General features: G+C 68.3%; 16 protein-coding genes. 9 read left to right on the top strand and 7 right to left on the bottom strand.

What is annotated here, in order from left to right; translation table 11 throughout:
• Positions 1-58: 58 nt before the first annotated feature.
• Positions 59-802, top strand: a complete 744-nt coding sequence (locus NY1_RS12375; RefSeq protein WP_067711287.1) for a TetR family transcriptional regulator — start codon at positions 59-61, stop codon at positions 800-802.
• Between the two features lie 54 nt (positions 803-856).
• On the opposite strand, the gene NY1_RS12370 is transcribed toward NY1_RS12375, so the two are convergent.
• From NY1_RS12370 to NY1_RS12350, 5 genes are all read right to left on the bottom strand, one after another.
• Positions 857-1,513 carry an HAD family acid phosphatase gene (locus NY1_RS12370; protein ID WP_067711285.1) on the bottom strand — a complete coding sequence of 219 codons (657 nt, stop codon included), beginning with the start codon at positions 1,511-1,513 and terminating at the stop codon, positions 857-859.
• Between the two features lie 80 nt (positions 1,514-1,593).
• A complete protein-coding gene (locus NY1_RS12365) occupies positions 1,594-5,388 on the bottom strand; it encodes an AAA family ATPase (protein ID WP_067711283.1) in 3,795 nt (1,264 codons plus the stop codon).
• A gap of 19 nt (positions 5,389-5,407) precedes the next feature.
• The gene (locus NY1_RS12360; protein ID WP_157762167.1) at positions 5,408-6,502 is read right to left on the bottom strand and encodes a glycoside hydrolase family 43 protein; all 1,095 of its coding nucleotides are present in this window, start codon (positions 6,500-6,502) and stop codon (positions 5,408-5,410) included.
• Between the two features lie 101 nt (positions 6,503-6,603).
• Positions 6,604-7,443, bottom strand: a complete 840-nt coding sequence (locus NY1_RS12355; RefSeq protein WP_218028348.1) for a class I SAM-dependent methyltransferase — start codon at positions 7,441-7,443, stop codon at positions 6,604-6,606.
• A 120-nt stretch (positions 7,444-7,563) separates the two neighbouring features.
• On the bottom strand, positions 7,564-7,989 hold the full coding sequence (locus tag NY1_RS12350; protein WP_067711279.1) for a DUF1707 SHOCT-like domain-containing protein: 426 nt from the start codon (positions 7,987-7,989) through the stop codon (positions 7,564-7,566).
• Positions 7,990-8,166: 177 nt separating this feature from the next.
• Between NY1_RS12350 and NY1_RS12345 the strand changes: the two genes are divergently transcribed.
• Positions 8,167-9,399 carry an acyl-CoA dehydrogenase family protein gene (locus tag NY1_RS12345; RefSeq protein WP_067711277.1) on the top strand — a complete coding sequence of 411 codons (1,233 nt, stop codon included), beginning with the start codon at positions 8,167-8,169 and terminating at the stop codon, positions 9,397-9,399.
• A gap of 2 nt (positions 9,400-9,401) precedes the next feature.
• The gene (locus NY1_RS12340; RefSeq protein ID WP_067711275.1) at positions 9,402-10,532 is read left to right on the top strand and encodes an acyl-CoA dehydrogenase family protein; all 1,131 of its coding nucleotides are present in this window, start codon (positions 9,402-9,404) and stop codon (positions 10,530-10,532) included.
• 79 nt (positions 10,533-10,611) lie between these two features.
• On the opposite strand, the gene NY1_RS12335 is transcribed toward NY1_RS12340, so the two are convergent.
• Positions 10,612-10,794, bottom strand: a complete 183-nt coding sequence (locus tag NY1_RS12335) for a hypothetical protein (RefSeq protein ID WP_067711273.1) — start codon at positions 10,792-10,794, stop codon at positions 10,612-10,614.
• Positions 10,795-10,888: 94 nt separating this feature from the next.
• Positions 10,889-11,344, bottom strand: a complete 456-nt coding sequence (locus NY1_RS12330; RefSeq protein WP_067711272.1) for a nitroreductase family deazaflavin-dependent oxidoreductase — start codon at positions 11,342-11,344, stop codon at positions 10,889-10,891.
• A 135-nt stretch (positions 11,345-11,479) separates the two neighbouring features.
• Between NY1_RS12330 and NY1_RS12325 the strand changes: the two genes are divergently transcribed.
• From NY1_RS12325 to NY1_RS12300, 6 genes are all read left to right on the top strand, one after another.
• The gene (locus tag NY1_RS12325) at positions 11,480-11,920 is read left to right on the top strand and encodes a carboxymuconolactone decarboxylase family protein (RefSeq protein WP_067711270.1); all 441 of its coding nucleotides are present in this window, start codon (positions 11,480-11,482) and stop codon (positions 11,918-11,920) included.
• A 23-nt stretch (positions 11,921-11,943) separates the two neighbouring features.
• Entirely contained in the window at positions 11,944-12,699 is a 756-nt protein-coding gene (locus NY1_RS12320; protein ID WP_174567176.1) for a metallophosphoesterase family protein, read from the top strand.
• 189 nt (positions 12,700-12,888) lie between these two features.
• Positions 12,889-13,332: a CBS domain-containing protein gene (locus NY1_RS12315; protein WP_067711266.1), complete on the top strand. Its 444-nt coding sequence runs from the start codon at positions 12,889-12,891 to the stop codon at positions 13,330-13,332.
• Positions 13,333-13,351: 19 nt separating this feature from the next.
• Positions 13,352-14,647 carry an ArsB/NhaD family transporter gene (locus tag NY1_RS12310; RefSeq protein WP_067711264.1) on the top strand — a complete coding sequence of 432 codons (1,296 nt, stop codon included), beginning with the start codon at positions 13,352-13,354 and terminating at the stop codon, positions 14,645-14,647.
• Positions 14,648-14,751: 104 nt separating this feature from the next.
• Positions 14,752-16,908 carry an acyltransferase family protein gene (locus tag NY1_RS12305; RefSeq protein ID WP_067711571.1) on the top strand — a complete coding sequence of 719 codons (2,157 nt, stop codon included), beginning with the start codon at positions 14,752-14,754 and terminating at the stop codon, positions 16,906-16,908.
• 157 nt (positions 16,909-17,065) lie between these two features.
• Positions 17,066-18,484 carry a substrate-binding domain-containing protein gene (locus NY1_RS12300; RefSeq protein ID WP_233434300.1) on the top strand — a complete coding sequence of 473 codons (1,419 nt, stop codon included), beginning with the start codon at positions 17,066-17,068 and terminating at the stop codon, positions 18,482-18,484.

Below are 18,484 nucleotides of genomic sequence, written 5' to 3'. Positions count from 1 at the left end.
CAGCGATGAGAACGTAAGTCACTGACCACCGGTCAGTCAAGGGGTTAGGATCGGACGCGTGACCGACGATTCGCGCGCCCGCATCCTGGCGACCGCTCTGGCCCTGTTCGCCGAGCGCGGCTTCCACGCCGTCTCCGTGCGCGAGATCGCGACGCAGGTGGGATTGACGAAAACGGCGGTGCTGTACCACTTTCCGAGCAAGACCGATATCGTCGCAGCGCTGGTGGAGCCGCTGCTCACCGATTCGGAAGCGCTGCTCGAGACAGTGCGCGATCTACCCGATGCGGATGCCCGCCGCTGGGGACTGGTGACCGGCCTGCTCGACGTCTGGCTCGCACACGGGCAATTGCTCCGTATGCACATGCACGATCAGGCGCTGTCCGAGGACAGCGCCACCTATCTGCGACTACGCGATTTCGCCCTGGCCGCGCAGGACCTGATCGCCGGTCCCGGAGCCGATTTCACCGCCCGCGTCCGCGCCGCCCAGGTCTATGCCGCGCTCAGCGACCCGATCACCATCTTCGCCGACCACCCGCCCGCACAGCTGCGCGCGGCGGTACTGGACGGTGTGCAGCGCATATTGGGCAGCGCCGCACCGGACCGGTCACACCATCGACCCCCCGCGACGAACCCCCAGATCACCCCGCCCGGCCGCGGCCGCCCCGCCGCCGTCACCGCCACCATGGCCGAATCCGCCCGCCGCATGCGGGATTCGGGCGAGTACACCATGGCCGAGATCGCCACCGAACTGGGCGTCTCCCGCGCCACGCTGTATCGCCATCTCACCGAACCGAACGAATGAGACAGCGAACCGCTGTCTCGAAAGCCCGATTTTCGAGACAACGGTGGGGTCGCGTCAGTTCAGTGCGCCGTCGTAGTCCGGCAGTTTGAACGTGCGCTCGGCATGGCCGCCGGCGAGATCCGATGCGCTGTTGCCGATATTGGCGACGATGGTGTAGCCCAGGCTTTCGATCTCGGTGCGCGCACCGGTCTTGTACGTCTCCAAAGCGGTCGCGCCCGCCGACCCGGTGGTGAGCCCGCCGCCGTACAGCTTGTCGACGCTGTACCCGACCGAGGTCAGATTGATCTGGGTGTAGATGTTCATGAGCGACGGCCGCCCGGTGACGAAAATGATTGCCGCGCCCTGGCTCTTGGCCCACTGGGTGAGCGCCAGCACCGGCGCGATGGCGGGCGTGATGGGGGCCGGGTTGTAGCTGGTCTCGAGCGAGGTGTTGTCGATATCCAGCACGATGGCCGGCTTGCCGCTGGCGGGCAGGCGGGTGGCCAGGTAGGTCTTGGCCTCGTTGATCACGGTGGTGACGTCGGCGATCCACTGGCTGTAGGACGGCTTGCTGCCGCCGCCGGACAGCGACGAGGAGCCGGAACCGCCCGAACCGGAAGCGGATCCGGTGCCGCCGGACAGCGAGGAGGAACCGGTGTCGGCGAGGGCGGTGGCCGGCACGGCCAGGGCGACGGTGATTCCGAGGGCAACACCTGCGATAGAGCGTCTCATGACTCCGGGACGCTAGCCGCCGCTTACCTCTTACGTGATCATGTTTCAAATTATTCCCGTTGAGCGGGAACCGGTTTGCCCTAGGCGGACGCCCCCACCAGATTCTCCCCGCGCAGGCGCTGCGAGATGACCTGGGTGATGCCGTCGCCGCGCATGCTCACGCCGTACAGCGCGTCGGCGATCTCCATGGTCGGCTTCTGGTGGGTGATGACGATCAGCTGGCTCTTCTCGCGCAGCTGCTCGAACAGGCCGATGAGCCGGCGCAGATTGGTGTCGTCCAGCGCCGCCTCGACCTCGTCCATCACGTAGAACGGCGAAGGCCGGGCGCGGAAGATGCTGACCAGCAGGGCGACCGCGGTCAGCGACTTCTCGCCACCGGACAGCAGCGAGAGCCGCTTGACCTTCTTGCCCGGCGGGCGCGCCTCGACTTCCACGCCGGTGGTGAGCATATCGGCCGGATTGGTGAGCAGCAGCCGGCCTTCGCCGCCGGGGAAGAGCTTGCCGAAGACGCCGACGAATTCGCGTTCCACGTCCTCGTAGGCTTCGGTGAACACCTGCAGGATGCGGGCGTCGACCTCGGCGACCACGTCCAGCAGGTCCTGGCGGGCCTTCTTGACGTCCTCGAGCTGGGTGGCCAGGAAGTTGTAGCGCTCCTCCAGGGCCGCGAACTCTTCCAGCGCGAGCGGATTCACCTTGCCGAGCGTGGTGAGGTCCTTCTCGGCGCGTTTGGCGCGGCGCTCCTGGGTGGTGCGGTCGTAGGGCATGGGCTGCGGTTCGCGGACGTCCTCGCCGCGTTCGCGGGCCTGCTCGTACTCCATCATCTCCAGCGCGGTGGGCGGCATGGGGACGTCGGGGCCGTATTCGGCGATGAGGTCTTCCAGTGCGACGCCGAAGGTTTCGGCGATGGTGGTCTCCAGCTGTTCGATGCGCAGCGCCGCTTGGGCGCGGGCCACCTCGTCGCGGTGCACGGCCTCGGTGAACTGGGTGAGCTGGGCGGTGAGCAGCCGGGCGCGTTCCTTGGTCTGATCCACCTGGGCCGCGAATTCGGTACGGCGGCGCACCAATTCGTCGCGCCGGGCGGCGGCCTGGGCGACCACCTGTTCCAGCTGATCGGCGACCTTCTCGGCCGATTTCGCGACCACCGCGGCGACTTCGGAAGCCTGCTTGCGGGCGACCAGGGCGCGTTCGGCGCGGGCGCGGGTCTCGCGTTCGGCGCGGGCGGCGCGGCGCAGCGAATCGGCTTTGCCGCGTACCGATTCCGCGCGTTCCTCGGCGGTGCGCACCGCGAGCCGGGCCTCCACCTCCATGGTGCGCGCCTCGGCCAGCGCGGCGGCGGCGTCCTCGCGCATGAGGGCGGCGGCTTCGGTGCCGGCGGATTCCGAATCCCCGCCGGCCTGTTCGAGTTCCGCGTTCCGCAGCCGCTCCTCGAGCTCGCGGAGTTTCCCGAGCGTCTCCTCGCGGCCCGCCTCGGTTTGATCGCGCTGCGCGATCAATCGGTCGCATTCGCGCTGCGCATTGCGCGCCGCCTGCCCGAGCCGGCCCAGCCGGTCGTAGATGGCGACCAGCGCCTGATCGGATTCGTGCAGCGCCAGCAGCGCGTGATCGACCGCTTCCTTGCGATCGGTCTGCTCGGCCAGCGCACCCGCCAGCGCCGCCTCGACCTCGTCGGCGGTGCGCTGCCAGGACGCCAATTCGTCCTTGGCGGCATCGATCTCGGCTTGCACCTCGAGCTGGCTGGGTGCGCGATCGGAACCGCCGAGCACCCAGCCGCTGCCGGTGACGTCGCCTTCGCGGGTGACCACGCGTAGCTCGGGGCGCGCGGCGATGACGGCGGCGGCCGCGGCTAGGTCGTCGGCGACGGCGATACCCGCGGTGAGGGCCGCGATCGCGCCGCGCAGGTGTTCCGGGCTGTCGACGACATCCGCCAGCCACCGCGCGCCGCCCGGCAACGGTCCGCCCGCGCGAAGCTGATCCGCCTGCCCGCCGAAGCCGTTCGCGCTCACCGAATCCGGCGTTCCGCCCGCGGCCCCGGACGAATCAGCGCCCGGGTTTCCGAGCGGCTTCGCCTGCGCGCCGAAACCGTTCGCGCCCAGCGAATCCGGCGAGCCATTCGAGGATCCGGCCGTGAAAGCGGACGAACCCGCCGCGCCGCCATGGGGGTGGCGTGCGCCGCCGTAGACCAGCGCGACGCGGCCGCCGTCGGCTTCCTTCAGCGCGCGCACGGCGGCGTGGGCGGAGGGGCCGGTGTCGGCGGCGACGGCATCGGCGAGGGGGCCCAATGCCGCTGCGACGGCGGCTTCGAAACCGCCGTGCACTCGGATCAATCCGGACAGCGGGCCGAGCAGGCCGTCGGTGCGGTGTTCGAGGAGCCAGGCCGCGCCGTCCTTGCGGGCCAGGTTCATGGAGAGAGCTTCGATGCGGGCGGTCAGTGAAGCGACGCGCTTACCGGCCTCACGGTCCTTCTCACGGAGTTCGGTGACGCGCTGGTCGGCGAGTGCGAGGGCCTGGGCGGCGTGCTCGTACTGGTGGTCGAGCCCTTCCTCACCCGCGTCCAATTCGCCCAATTCGCCCTGGACGGACTCGAATTCCTCGTCGGCGGCCGCACCGCGCGCCCGCGATTCGGCGATGGAGGCGGTGATGCGGGCAATCTCGCCGTCCACGGACTGCGCGCGAATGCGCAGGCTGTCGACCTGACCGGAGAGCCGCGCCAGCCCTTCCCGGCGATCAGCGATGGCGCGCACGGCGGCCAGATGCGCCTGCTCGGCGGCCTTGGCGGCCTGTTCGCGTTCGTGCAGCGCCTCGCGTGCGGATTCCAGGGTCTCGGCGGCGATCTCCACCGCGGCCAGGAGTTCCTCTTCCTCGGCCTCGACCCGGTCGGCTTCGCGTTCCAGCTGTTCCGGATCGCGGCCCATGCCCGCGGGCTGTTCGATGGTCAGGTTCCGGGCGCGGTCGCGCGCGATCCGGATGGTGGCGTTGACGCGTTCGGTGAGCGCGGACAGCTGGAACCAGGTCTGCGCGGCCGCTTCCGCGCTGGGCGTCAGCCGTGCGAGTTCGAATTCCTGCTGGGCCAGCGCGGCATTCGCGGCATCGAGTTCGGCCTGCACATTGACCTGCTGTTCGCGTGCGTACGCCTCTTTGCTCTGCTGGCTCTGCAGATCGTTGCGCCGCGACACCAGATCGTCGGCGGCCAGTCGCAGCCGCGCGTCCCGCAGTTCCGATTGCACGGTGGCCGCGCGCCGCGCCACTTCGGCTTGGCGGCCGAGCGGTTTGAGCTGCCTGCGCAATTCGGTGGTGAGGTCGGTGAGGCGGGCCAGATTGGACTGCATGGCGTCCAGCTTGCGGACGGCCTTCTCCTTGCGCCGCCGGTGTTTGAGCACGCCCGCGGCCTCTTCGATGAACGCGCGCCGGTCCTCGGGCCGCGATTCGAGAATGGCCGAGAGCCGGCCCTGGCCGACGATGACGTGCATTTCGCGGCCGATGCCGGAGTCGCTCAACAGCTCCTGCACGTCCATCAGGCGGCAGGAGTTGCCGTTGATCTCGTATTCGCCCGCGCCGTCGCGGAACATGCGCCGGGTGATGGACACCTCGGCGTAGTCGATGGGCAGCGCGCCGTCGGAGTTGTCGATGGTCAGCGTCACCTCGGCGCGGCCCAGCGCGGCACGACCGGCGGTGCCGGCGAAGATGACGTCCTCCATCTTGCCGCCCCGCAACGCTTTCGCGCCCTGCTCGCCCATCACCCAGGTGAGCGCGTCGACGACGTTCGACTTGCCCGACCCGTTGGGACCGACCACACAGGTGATGCCCGGCTCGAGCCGCAGGGTCGTCGCGGACGCGAAGGACTTGAACCCCTTCAGCGTCAGACTCTTCAGGTGCACAGTCGGCCAGGTTACCCGGTCAGCCCGGATTGCCGAAGGTATGCCGGGGTTCGCGTCCCCCGCCGTTGGCGTCGCCGATGACGATCGGGGCGTCCGGACCGAACGCCAGGCCCAGTTGCGGGCGTCCGTCGGCGCCGAAATACATGGGTTGCGCCCGTACGCTGCGGCCCGCCCACCCGGTGTTCGGTTCGAGCCGGGCGTGATAGGTGATCCAGGGCTGACCGTCCACGGTCAGGAACCCGTTGTGTCCCGGTGCGATCGCGCCCGGCCCGCCCGGCAGTACCGGCCCGCCCGATTTGGTCCACGCGCCTGGATCCAGCGGATCCCCGCCCCGGGCCAGTTCCAGCATGCCCAGCCGATAGGTGTCGTCGAAGCTCGCATTGGCCGAGAAGCTGACGAACAAGCGCCCGTCCGGCGCGATCAGCGGTTCGGGTCCTTCATTGATCAGCAGATCGGCGTCATTGGGCACCGTCTCCCAAGCCGCGGTCGGCGTCGCGATATGCACCGCCTCGCCCACCGGCGTCATCGGATCCGACATCTTCACCACGCAAATGTCCTGCACCCGTGTGTCGTTCGGGTCTTTCAAGCAGGACCAGAGGTAGTACTCCTCCCCCGCGTATCGCATATGCACCCCGTCGATGGCCCATCCGCCCGGCAATTCCATCCGCCCGAGATATTCGTACGGCCCCGTGGGATCGTCCCCGGTGGACCGCAACGCATACATCCGATGGCTCTCGTTGCGGTCGTCCTCCTGCCCCGCGAAGTAGATCCACCACCGCTCCCCGATGCGCTGCAATTCCGGAGCCCAGATCTTGGTGCAGGCCGGAGCCGGGCACGCGGCGTGCTCCCACACCACCTTCGGTTCGCTCTCCCCCAGCCCGCCCAAGGTCGCCGAACTCCGGACCACAATATTGTCGTCGTTGTAGAAATCCCCCTGCACCAGATGAAACCGCCCCTGGTAATAGGCGATGCTCGGATCGGCCCCCGCCGCCAGCACCGGATTGGCGAACTCCTCGCGATGCGGCTCGTACGCCCCCGCATCCGACGCACCGACCGTGGTCCCCACACCCAGCACCGCCGCACCGACCAGTCCGAGCACTCCCCGCCAGCCCATCGCCACCGCCTCCAGCAAACGTCGAGAATTCAGTCTCGGCAGTCCTGGACGCAAGTTCAATCACCCCGGGAAAAGGCCAGCACTCCACGGCGATTCGCCGCTCACCGCACGGCGACGGCCCGGACCAGCCGGCACAGGTCGACGGGCGCCAGGCCGTCGGTGCGCCGCCAGAGCGCCGGGTCGACGGCATCGCGCTGGGAGACGTGTTCGACCACGTCGAATCCGTGCCGGTGCAGCAGCGCGGTGAGGGTGTCGGGGGTGAAGAAGCTCAGCCACGGTTCGCCCTGTTCGGCGGTGGCGGCCAGTGCGACGTCGGCGTAGGCGGTCCCGGACGCGTCGCGCAGGGCGGGCGGCAGGGCATATTCCATGACGAGTTCGCTGCCGGCGGGGAAATGGAAGAGACCGGCCAGGGTGCGGCCGACGGCGGCTTCGGTCAGGTACATGCTCACGCCGAGCCAGCTGATCAGAGCCGGATGCTCGGGATCGAGGCCGTGCGCCATCAATTCCTGTGTGAGGTTGTCGGTTTCGAAATCCACGCCCACGAATTCGACATGATCCGTGGGAATTCCCGCGGATGCCAGCAATTCCCGCTTCCATTCCTGGGTCGCGGGATGGTCGACCTCGTACACGGCCGGCCGACCGAGCCCGGGTGACCGATAGCCGAAGGTGTCCAGGCCCGCCCCGAGGATCACGTATTGCGAGAAGCCTTCCCGCAAGCGGCCTTCGGCATAGCGGCTGCGTGCATTGACCTGCGCACGGGTGCCGCGCAGGATGAGATGTTCGCCGTATCGCCGGTGATATCCGATGAGTTCCTCGGCCTGGTCCCCCAGCAGCCGCGCCGCCACGGTGTCCTCGAACAGGTACGGCTCGCGGTCCACGATCAGGTGCGCGGCGCGTCCGGCGGCCGCCATCATCGCGGTCCTGCTGGGCTGCTGATCCATCGAATTCTCCTCCGAAAAACGGTCAGGAAAATCGATGTTAGACAAAAGAATTCATGCTCGCCTTCACCATATCACACGAAAATCAATTCCCGATAACGGAATTCGAGCGCGCGCGACAGGTCAGCGGGTGCGGTATCGCTTGTGGGCGCCTGATTCCCAGCCCATGACGACGCGGAAGGCCAGGACGGCGCCCCAGGGGCCGATTACCCAGAGGGGCCAGGGGTAGGTGAATTCGCCTGTGGCGATGGAGATGGCGGCCCAGATGAAGAGGGTGAGGAGGCCGACGCCGAACCAGGCGGAGCCCTCGATTTGCTGCCAGATGGGGAATCGGGGCGGTTTGCCTTGGGGGGCCGGGGATTTCGAGAGTTTGGGCAGGTCTTTCAGGACCAGGGTCAGGTCTTCGCGGGTGGGGGTGGCGTAGACCTGGGCGACCCGTTCGTTGTACTCGGTGAGGTCCAGGCGGCCGTCGGTCAGGTGGCGGCCGAGCAGGTCGGCGACCTGGGCGCGTTCGGCGTCGGAGGCGCGGGTGCCGGTGGCGATGTCCATGTCGATCTCCTCCTCGGAGATATTCCATTGTGGAACGTGTGAATTCAGTGTCTTACTTCCACTGTGGAATGCCAAGGGCGGGACCGGATCGAGCAAGTGAAGGCGGGTGCCAGCACATTTGCCAGCAGGGGCGATACGGTGAGATGGTTAGGGTCGGTTCTCGTACAAGGAGTCTTCGTGGATCTGGACTGGTCGCCCGACGATCTGGCGTTTCGGGATGAGGTACGCGCTTTTCTCGACGAAAAGTTAACCCCGGGTCTGCGCCGGGCCGGGCAGTTGGCGACGAGCGTCTACCCGGACCACGAAGCCAGCATGGAATGGCAGCACATCCTGCACGAGCGCGGCTGGGCCGCACCGGCCTGGCCGGTGAAGTACGGCGGGTGCAAATGGAGCCTGACCCAGCACTACATCTTCAGCCGTGAGTGCACCCTGGCCGGCGCGCCGAACCTGTCGCCCATGGGCATCCGGATGGTCTCGCACGCCATCATGGCGTTCGGCACCGAGGAGCAGAAGAACTTCTTCCTGCCGGGCATCCTGACCGGCGAAGTGTTCTTCTGCCAGGGCTATTCGGAGCCGGAGGCGGGCTCGGATCTGGCCTCGCTGGCCATGGCCGCGGTCGCCGACGGTGAGGATCTCATCGTCACCGGCTCCAAGATCTGGACCACCCATGCCGCCGAAGCCAATTGGATCTTCGCGCTGGTGCGCACCTCCAAGCAGGCCAAGAAGCAGCAGGGCATCACCTTCCTGCTCATCGATATGCGCACCCCGGGCATCGAGATCCGGCCGCTGGTCATGACCTCCGGCGAGCAGGTGCAGAACCAGGTGTTCTTCGATCAGGTGCGGGTGCCCAAGGCCAATGTGCTGGGGCAGATCGACGACGGCTGGACGGTCGCCAAGTACCTGCTCAACTTCGAGCGCGGCGGCGGCGCGGCGGCCCCGGCGCTGCAGGTGATGGCCGAGGAGCTGGCGCAGGTCGCGCGGACCCAGCCGGGGCCGAACGGCGGCGCGCTGATCGACGATCCGGCCTTCGCCGCCAAACTGGCCGATGCCCGGGTGCGCGCGGATGTGCTGGAAATTCTCGAATACCGCACCCTCGCACTGGTTTCCAGCGGCAAGGACCCGGGCCCGGCGGCCTCCACCATCAAGATCCTGGGCACCGAGCTGAGCCAGGCGCTCACCGAACTGGCCCTGGAAGCCGCCGGTCCGCGCGGCCGCGCCTACCAGCCGCACGCCACCATGCCCGGCGGCCCGATCGCCGACTTCACGGTCCCCGCCGACGGTTTCGTCTCCGGCGCGGAATGGCAGGCGGTCGCCCCGCTGCGGTACTTCAACGACCGCGCCGGTTCGATCTACGCCGGCAGCAATGAAATTCAGCGCAACATCATCGCCAAAGCCACCCTGGGACTGTAGCCATGGACTTCACTTTCACCGCCGAACAAGAACTCCTCCGCGATACCGTCACCGAGTTCCTGGCCGCCCGCTACGACCTGGAGGCCAGCCGCCGCGCGGCCCGCGTCGGCGCGGGCTGGCAGCCGGAATTCTGGCGCGCCTTGGCCGACGAGGTCGGGATTCTCGGTGCGGCCCTGCCGGAATCGGCGGGCGGCATCGGGGGCGGACCGGTCGAGACGATGATCATCGCCGAGGCGCTGGGCGGCGCGCTCGTGGTGGAACCGTACGTGGACACCGTCGTGGTCGGCGGCGGACTGCTGCGCCGCGCGAGCGGCAAACGCGCCGAGGACCTGCTGGCCGGTATCGCCGCCGGTGAGGTCGTCACCGCCTTCGCCGCCCTGGAAGCCCAGTCCGGCTACGACTTCCGCAATGTCGAGACCACCGCCCGCCGCGACGGCGACGACTGGATCCTGGACGGCGTCAAGACGGTGGTCACCTCGGCCCCGATCGCCACCCAGCTGCTGGTCACCGCCCGTATCGAGAACTCCGGCGGCACCGCCCTTTTCGTCGTCGACTTCGATGCCGCCGCCCCGCCGGCCGGCCTGACCGCGAACCCGTTCCGCACCATCGACGAACGCCCGGCCGCAGACCTCACCTTCGCCGGGGTCCGCGTCCCCGCCGACGCGCTGCTGCTGGAGCAGGCCGACGAGGCCATCGCCGCCACCCTGGACGAGGCCATCGCCGCGGTGTGCGCCGAAGCCGTCGGCGGTATGCGCAAGGTCCTCGCGGACACCGTCGAATACACCAAGCAGCGTCAGCAGTTCGGCGTCCCCATCGCCAGCTTCCAGGCCCTGCAGCACCGCATGGTCGACATGCTCCTGGAACTCGAACAGGCCGTCGCCGCAACCTATCTGATCACCCTCAAACTCGATGCCGCCCCCGCCGACCGCGCCCGCGCCGCCTCCGCCGCCAAGGCCACCATCGGCCGCGCGGCCCGCAAGATCGGCCAGGAATCGGTCCAGTTGCACGGCGCCATGGGCATGACCGAAGAACTCGCCATCGGCCACTTCTTCAAACGCCTGACCGCCGTCCAATACGAGTTCGGCACCACCGACCAGCACCTCACCCGCTACGCGGCCCTCACCCGCCCGTAGCCCCATACCGGACCAGGGGCGGTAAAACCGGCCGTGTGCCGCGGGATCTCACCGATCCCGCGGCACACGGCCGTTCGCGTCACCGCCGATGATGCCGTCCCCCACTCGCCACCGGCACCCGCCCAGCACTCCCCCGTTCAACCACCCGCCCGACCTCACTCGCCCGCGCCGCCTGCCGCACCGCCAACACCAGAACCAGCACCAACGCCGGCCCCATCACGAAGAACAGCACACCCAGCGCAATCAAAACCACAGCTCCCACGCCCGGATTATCGTCCCCTACGCCCGCTTTCGCACAATTGCGGCAATCGCCCGGCTCACGTGCGCGAGCTCAGGGCAGACCCGGCCATGACACGTCAGCGGGCGAGAGTGAGTTCGACCAGAGGCACCTCGTCGATGCCGACGCCGGTCGCCTGTTCGATCACACCGCTGAGTTCGCGATAGGCGGCGGGGTGGGCACGGCGGTATTCGGCCAGCACGGATTTCGATTCCTCGGCCGTCAGGGTTCGCGCGGTGGCGGGGACATGATTGCGGAAGCCGATGCTCACGCGGCAGGCCGGATGGGCGCGCAGGTTGCGGTACCACTGGGCGGCCGAGCCGAAACCGGAAGCGATGACGACGGTTTCGGGAGTCGGGCGAGCGACGGTTTCGAGGACCACGTAGCGGGGGCGCCCGGATTTGCGGCCCAGGTGTTCCAGTAGGAGCAGGCGGCCGGCGAAGAGGAACCCGAGGCGGGAGCGGAAGAGTCCGATGGGGGCGCGCACGAACCAGCGGGTGCGGAGCAGCCGGGCACCCAATTGGGCGGTGGACATCTTTCGATCGTAGGACGACGTGAAACGGGGCGACGCCGGGGCTGTGACCGAGCGCACAGCGCCGGGGCCGTTACGGGAGGATGGGCTGTCTCGTCCAAGGGGTATCAGCACAACGAGAGCGGAAGGACGAAGCTCATGGCACGCATGAATCTGGCCGAGGTTGCGCCCGAGGTGTACAAGGGTTGGCTGGCCGCGGAGGTGGCTATTCGGCGGGGGCCGCTGGATGCCACGGTGCGGGAGCTGGTGAAGATCCGGGTTTCGCAGATCAACGGGTGCTTGTTCTGCATCGACATGCATACGACCGAGGCGCGGAAGGAAGGCGAGACCGAGCAGCGGATCTACCACCTCAATGCCTGGCGGGAGTCGGCGCTGTTCAGTGAGGCGGAGCGGGCGGCGCTCGAATATGCCGAGCAGGCCACGGAGTTGGGGCCGCACGGGGTGAGCGACGACGCCTGGGCCGCGGTGGAGAAGCATTTCGACGAGGGGCAGCGGGGCGGGCTGGTGGCGATCACCGCGCAGATCAATATGTGGAACCGGCTGGGTGTGCCGCTGCGGATGGAACCGCTGCCGCACTGATTTCCGCGCCGCCGCCCCCGGCAATGGCGTTGACAGCCCGGCCGAGCTGTGGCTGGCTGACGGGTATGCGGGTGGCGGCGGTCGGGGATCTGCACATGCGGGATGCCGTGCGCGGACGGTTCCGGGACGCGTTCCTGGGGCTGGCCGAGCATGCGGAGGTGCTGCTGCTGGCGGGCGATCTCACCAACAGCGGCACGCTGCGGGAGGCGCAGCTGCTGTGCGACGAGGTGCGCGGGCTGCCGGTGCCGGTGGTGGGCGTGCTGGGCAATCACGACCATGACCGGCGGCTCGGGTATCGAATCGCGGTGCTGCTGAGCGAGATCGGCGTGACCATGCTCGACGGCGACGCGATCACCCTGGAACACAAGGGATTCCGGCTCGGCATCGCCGGGGTGATGGGTGGCGGCGGCGGATTCCCCGGCTACCCCGGCACTCCCGACGAAGGCAGCCCCGAGCATCGGGAACGTCACCGCCGCGGCCCCGTGGACGCGCTCCGCCTGCACGCCGCGCTGGACACCCTCGACTGCGACATGCGGATCGCGCTAACGCATTTCGCGCCCGTGGTGGACACGCTGCGGGGCGAGCCGCCCAAGATCTACGCGGGGCTGGGCTGCCAGGAACTCGCCACGGCCATCGACGCGGGCGGGGCGGAACTGGCCGTGCACGGTCACGCGCACAATGGCGCCGAGTTCGGCCGCACCCCCGGAGGCGTTGCGGTGCGCAATGTTTCGCACACCGTGATCGGCGCCCCCTACCGGGTGTATGAACTGCCCCGCTGACCCGCCCCGCGCGGCCCGGACTATGATTTTTGACGCAATCCTGTCTTGTGGTGTGCCGGGAAGTCTGGTCGGCCGATTCGAAACCTCGAATCGTAGGGTCCGACCTGGGAGTTCCGATGCCGCGCCGCTATTCGATCTTGACGTATTCTCTTCGCGTGATACCCCGGCGCGCCGCCGTATCCTGCACGTATGCGTGCAGCACAGATGGCCGAGGAATACCCGGTGATCGATATGGATTGCGATGCGATGGACGCCGCGCGACTGCTGGCCGAGCATCGGCTACCGGGCATTCTGGTCACCGCGGCGGACGGTTCCCCGCAGGCCGTGCTGCCCGCCTCGCAGGTGGTGCTGTTCATCGTGCCGAAGTACGTACAGGACGATCCCTCCTTGGCCGGGGTGCTGAACGAGACCATGTGCGGTCAGGTGGCGAAACGCTTGCAGGGCAAGAAGGTCCGCGATGTCATTCCGGAACGGCTGAGCGAGATCCCGGCCGCGAAGGCCGACGACAATATCGTCGAGGTGGCCGCGCTCATGGCCAAGTACAAGTCGCCGCTGGTCGCGGTGCAGGACGGCAAACGGCTGCTCGGCGTGATCACCTCCTCGCGGCTGCTGGAAGTGGCGCTGAACAACTGAGCCCGCCGGGGCGTCCGGCATGACCGCCACCGCGATCGCGGTGCTCGTCTTCACCGCGTCCTACGTGCTGATCGCCACCGAACGCGTCCACAAGACCACCGCCGCGCTGTGCGGCGCCGGCATCATCCTGCTGCTCGGCATCGAGAGCGCCGACGACGCCTTCTATTCGCAGGACACCGGCGTCGACTGGGGCGTCATCTTCCTGCTGCTCGGCATGATGATCATCGTCGGCGTGCTGCGCCAGACCGGCGTCTTCGAATACGTGGCCGTCTGGGCGGCCAAGCGCGCCAAGGGTTCCGCGCTGCGCGTGATGATCCTGCTGGTGCTGATCACCGCCACCGCGTCGGGCTTCCTCGACAATGTCACCACCGTGCTGCTCATCGCGCCGGTCACCATGCTGGTGTGCGAACGCCTGGAGGTGCCGCCCGCGCCGTTCCTCATCGCCGAGGTGCTGGCCTCCAATATCGGCGGCGCGTCCACCCTGATCGGGGATCCGCCCAACATCATCATCGGCAGCCGGGCCGGCCTGTCGTTCAACGATTTCGTGCTGAACATGTCGCCGATCGTGCTGATCGCGCTGCTGGTGTTCACGCTGCTGCTGCCGCGCCTGTTCCGGGGCGCGTTCGACGTGGATCCGGCGCGCGCGGCCGACATCATGCTGCTCGACGAGCGCGAGGCCATCCGCGATCCGCGTCTGCTGATCAAATGCGGGGTGGTGCTGGCCGCCGTCTTCGCCGGCTTCTTCGGCCACGGCGTGTTCGGATTGGAACCGGCGGTGGTGGCGCTGCTCGGTGCGGGCGTACTGGTGCTGATCTCCGGTCTGCCGCAACGGGATTACCTGTCGTCGGTGGAATGGGAGACGCTGCTGTTCTTCGCGGGCCTGTTCGTCATGATCGGCGCGCTGGTGAAAACCGGTGTGATCGAACGGCTCGCGCGCGCGGCCACCGAACTCACCGGCGGCGACGCCCTGATCGCCACCATGCTGATCCTGGTGGTGTCGGCCGTCCTGTCCGGGGTGATCGACAATATTCCGTACGTGGCGACCATGAGCCCGCTGGTTGCCGATCTGGTCGCCACCATCGACGATCCGGCACAGAGTGACGCGCTGTGGTGGGCGCTGGCGATCGGCGCGGACTTCGGCGGCAATCTGACCGCCGTCGGCGCCAGCGCGAATGTGGTGATGCTGGGGATCGCCCGGCGGTCGGACCATCCCATCTCGTTCTGGGAGTTCACCCGCAAGGGCGCGATCGTGACCGCGGTGACCGTCGCGGTGGCCGCGCCGTATCTCTGGCTACGCTATTTCGTACTGGCCTGACCCGTCCGAAAACCCGCACTGACCGCGACATAGGCCACATTACGGTCAAGATCTCCGCGCGGATTGGGTAATTTCGAGCAACCGATACGAGAATGGTCGCCGCCATGTTCATATCCAGCACCGCGCAGCCCTCGCCGCCGACTCCGGAGCGCGTCCCCGCCGACGCCCCGGCGTCCGATTCGGGCCGCTCGGCCGCCTATCGGCTGGATCTGGACGGTTTGCGCGGGGTCGCCATCGCCCTGGTGGTGGCGTTCCACATCTGGTTCGGCCGGGTCTCCGGCGGCGTGGACGTATTCCTGGTGCTGTCCGGTTTCTTCTTCACCGGAATGTTGCTGCGCCGCGCCGAGCACGGCCCGGTCGGTGTGTCGGCGACCGTGCGCCGCACCCTGCGCCGCCTGCTGCCTGCGATGGTGGTGGTGCTGGCCGCCGTGGTCGTCGCCACCGTCGTACTGCTCCCCCACACCCGCTGGTCCGATATCGCGGGCCAGACCGTGGCCTCGCTGTTCTACTACCAGAACTGGTATCTGGCCCTGTCCTGGTCGGACTACCTGGCCGCCGACCCGTCCGTCAGCCCGCTGCAACACCTCTGGTCGATGTCGGTGCAGGGCCAGATGTACCTGGCCCTGTTGCTGATCATCGCGGGCGTCACCTGGCTGTGCCGCCGCGCCGGACGCGCCGGCGCCTGGCGTATCGCCCCCGTATACCGGGTCTGGCGGCACACCGGCACCCTCGGCATGATCCGCTGGTGCCTGACCGTGCTGTTCGGCGTGCTGGCGCTCACCTCGTTCTGGTATGCGGCCGAAGGGGTTTCGACCCAGCAGGGCTGGAACTACTACGACACCTTCGCCCGCGCCTGGGAGCCGCTCACCGGTGCGCTGCTGGCGCTGGCGGTCCCGCATCTGCGGCTGCCGAAGCTCGCGCGCGAAGCGCTGGCCTGGATCGGCATCGCCGCCATCGTGGCCTGCGGCTGGCTCGTGCACGGCGCGATGGTCTTCCCCGGCCCGGCCGCGCTCCTCCCGGTCGGCGCGACCGCGGCGCTGATCGCGTCCGGCGCGGGCCTGACCACCGCCGCGCAGCCCACCGTGAACCGGCTGCTGGCCGCCGCGCCGGTGGTGTCGCTGGGCGGCTTCGCCTACGCGCTCTACCTGTGGCACTGGCCGATTCTCATCTTCTATCTGGGCGAACGGCACGAACGCGAGGCCGGGGCGCTGGGCGGGCTGCTCATCATCGTGGTCTCGCTGGCGCTGGCCTACCTCACCCATCGCTTCGTGGAGGAGCCGCTGCGGCTGCGCTCCCGGCCTGCCGCGCCCGCCCGCGCCCGGCTGCTGACCGGCGTGGCGGTGTCGACGGTGGGCGTGCTGGTGCTCGGTTCGGCCATCGCCTGGCAGTGGAGCAACAGCGCCAAGGCGCATGCCGTCGGCGAACTGGATCCCGCCAAATACCCTGGCGCGGAGGCGCTCACCGAGGGCGCGCTGGTGCCGCGCGCGGTCATGCGCCCCACCATCGAGGAGGCGCCCGCCGATATCGCCTACCCGACCCGGGACGGCTGTATCGCCGATTTCGACACCCGCTCGGTGATCACCTGCGAATACGGTGACAAGAACGCGCACCGCACCCTGGCGGTGGTCGGCAATTCCCATGCCGAGCACTGGATTCCGGCGCTGCAGATCCTCGGCGAGCAGTACCGGTTCAAGATCGTCGTCTATCTCAAGATGGGCTGCCCGCTGACCGTGGCCGAGGAACCCATGTACAAGGGCCAGCAGAATCCGGACTGCAAGGACTGGTCGCGCGAGGTCATCGACCGGCTCGGCACCGAACGCCCCGACTGGGTCTTCACCACCGGCACCCGTCCCGCCGACAGCGGCGGCGACGAGACCCCGCAGGACTATCTCGATGTCTGGCAGGAGCTTTCGAGCGAGGGCCTGAACGTGATCACCATCCGGGACACGCCCTGGTTGCGCCGCAACGGCATTCGCTACCGCGCCATCGACTGCCTGGCCTCGGGCGGCAATCGCGTCAGCTGCGGCCTGAAACGCCCCGAAGCGCTGTCCGCGGTGAATCCCGCACTGGCCCCGGCGTCTTCGTTCCCGCACGTGCACGTCATCGATTTGAACGATGCCGTTTGCGAGCCGGACGTCTGCGCGGTGGTCGAGGGCAATATTCTCGTGTATCACGATGAACACCACCTGACCGCGAGCTATTCGCGATCGCTCGCCCCGGAACTGGGGCGACGGCTGCAGCCGATCCTCGGCTGGTGGTAGGCATCCGATAGGGAACCGACACAATAGAATTCGGGGGTTCGGTGGAAGATTTTCCACTCGATAACGTGCTGGGGATCACGGCTATCGCGGTGTCGCTGATGGCGTTCTTCTGGGAATTCCTGCTGGTGGGCGCAAGCGGCTCGGCTACCGGGTACAGATGGACACGCCCGTCACCGGTGAGATCGAGTCGGTGTTCCCGGGCGTGCTGCCGCAGTTGCGGCCCGACGGCGGGGCGGCCGCACCGGATCTGCACGATCTGTCGGTGGTGCTGGTGCGCATCGAGAACAGCGGCCGGTCGAATATCGACGCCTCGGATTACGCCGCGCCCGACCATGATCCGGTCGGTCTGCACATTCATTTCCCGGACCGGCGGGTCATCGGCATGGCGGTCAACGAGCTCAGCGACGACGCGCTCGGCGACAGCCTGCGGCCGGGCAGCGGCATCGGGGCACGGGAGGACGGGCCGCATCGGGTCGGCATTATCGATCTGCCCAAGGTGCCGTTGAATCGCAAGGACCACTACAAGATCCTGGCCATTCTGCAGCGCACCGGCGGTACTGGGGACGCGCCCGCACCGGCCGTCCGAGTCAAGATCAAGGGCGGGCGGGTCGCCGAAACCACCAGCAATACCGGGCTTTCGCGCCGGGTGCTGGCGCTCATCTGCTTCCTCGCCGCGGTGGTGACGGTGCAGTTCGTCATGGCGCTGAACACCGACACCACCCGGGCCGATACCGATTGCGTGGCAGGCACTCTCACCCTGGTCGGCTCCACCGCCTTCGAGCCCGCCGTCCGCGAGGCCGCGAACTCCTATCGCAAGCACTGCGAGAAAGCGAACTTCACCTTCGAATTCGACGGCAGCGAACGCGGTCTCGCCCGGGTGGACACCGACGGCAAGGGCGATCCGGGTCTGCTGGCCATCACCGACGGCTCCAAAGGGGCGGGCTTCCCGAACCTGAAACCCCGCGCCCTGGCCCTGTCCGCGTTCACCATGATCGTGCACCCCGGCATCACCCTGCCAGACCTGAGCGTCCAGCAGCTGCGTGACCTGTACGCGGGCCGGGTGGCCAACTGGTCCCAGCTCGGCGGACCGGATCAGGCGGTGCGGGTGGTGCATCGATCGCTCGGCTCCGGCAGCCGGGATGCCTTCCGAGCGCGCATCTTCGGCGACGAGCAGCCCCCTGCGCTGCCCACCGACCTGTGCCGCAACATCCAGCAGACGAATCCGCCCGGCCCGGCGTTCTGTGAGGTACCGGTCACGAAGGACGTGCTCAAGGCGGTCGCAGAGCTGCCGGGAGCCATCGGATACAGCGAATACTCCGATGCGGTGAAGGCTTCCGGCGTCAAGACGATCACCATCGGCGGGCACGGCGCCAGCCGGGAAGAAGTGCTGGCCCGCGCCTACCCGTTCTGGAGCGTCGAATACGCCTACAGCTACGGCGAACTCCCCGCCGATTCGCTGGCCGCGGCCTTCCTGCGCTACCTCACGGACAAGGCCGGGAAGGACGTGCTGCGCTCGTACGGGAACGCCCCGTGCGGCGAGCTGCCCGACCCGACCTCGTGTACGCCCGGCAGGTAG

This window comes from Nocardia yamanashiensis NBRC 100130 (genome assembly GCF_001613325.1).
In the GTDB taxonomy this organism is placed as follows: domain Bacteria; phylum Actinomycetota; class Actinomycetes; order Mycobacteriales; family Mycobacteriaceae; genus Nocardia; species Nocardia yamanashiensis.
Note: the sequence above shows the minus strand (reverse complement) of the source record. Positions and strands in the feature narration are given on the sequence as shown.

Excerpts from the sequence above, each read along its gene's own strand:
- NY1_RS12370 (WP_067711285.1), bottom strand. The coding sequence starts at position 1,513 with ATGAGACGCTCTATCGCAGGTGTTGCCCTCGGAATCACCGTCGCCCTG.
- NY1_RS12360 (WP_157762167.1), bottom strand. The coding sequence starts at position 6,502 with ATGGGCTGGCGGGGAGTGCTCGGACTGGTCGGTGCGGCGGTGCTGGGT.
- NY1_RS12355 (WP_218028348.1), bottom strand. The coding sequence starts at position 7,443 with ATGGATCAGCAGCCCAGCAGGACCGCGATGATGGCGGCCGCCGGACGC.
- NY1_RS12350 (WP_067711279.1), bottom strand. The coding sequence starts at position 7,989 with ATGGACATCGCCACCGGCACCCGCGCCTCCGACGCCGAACGCGCCCAG.
- NY1_RS12340 (WP_067711275.1), top strand. The coding sequence starts at position 9,402 with ATGGACTTCACTTTCACCGCCGAACAAGAACTCCTCCGCGATACCGTC.
- NY1_RS12330 (WP_067711272.1), bottom strand. The coding sequence starts at position 11,344 with ATGTCCACCGCCCAATTGGGTGCCCGGCTGCTCCGCACCCGCTGGTTC.
- NY1_RS12325 (WP_067711270.1), top strand. The coding sequence starts at position 11,480 with ATGGCACGCATGAATCTGGCCGAGGTTGCGCCCGAGGTGTACAAGGGT.
- NY1_RS12320 (WP_174567176.1), top strand. The coding sequence starts at position 11,944 with ATGGCGTTGACAGCCCGGCCGAGCTGTGGCTGGCTGACGGGTATGCGG.
- NY1_RS12315 (WP_067711266.1), top strand. The coding sequence starts at position 12,889 with ATGCGTGCAGCACAGATGGCCGAGGAATACCCGGTGATCGATATGGAT.
- NY1_RS12310 (WP_067711264.1), top strand. The coding sequence starts at position 13,352 with ATGACCGCCACCGCGATCGCGGTGCTCGTCTTCACCGCGTCCTACGTG.
- NY1_RS12305 (WP_067711571.1), top strand. The coding sequence starts at position 14,752 with ATGTTCATATCCAGCACCGCGCAGCCCTCGCCGCCGACTCCGGAGCGC.
- NY1_RS12300 (WP_233434300.1), top strand. The coding sequence starts at position 17,066 with ATGGACACGCCCGTCACCGGTGAGATCGAGTCGGTGTTCCCGGGCGTG.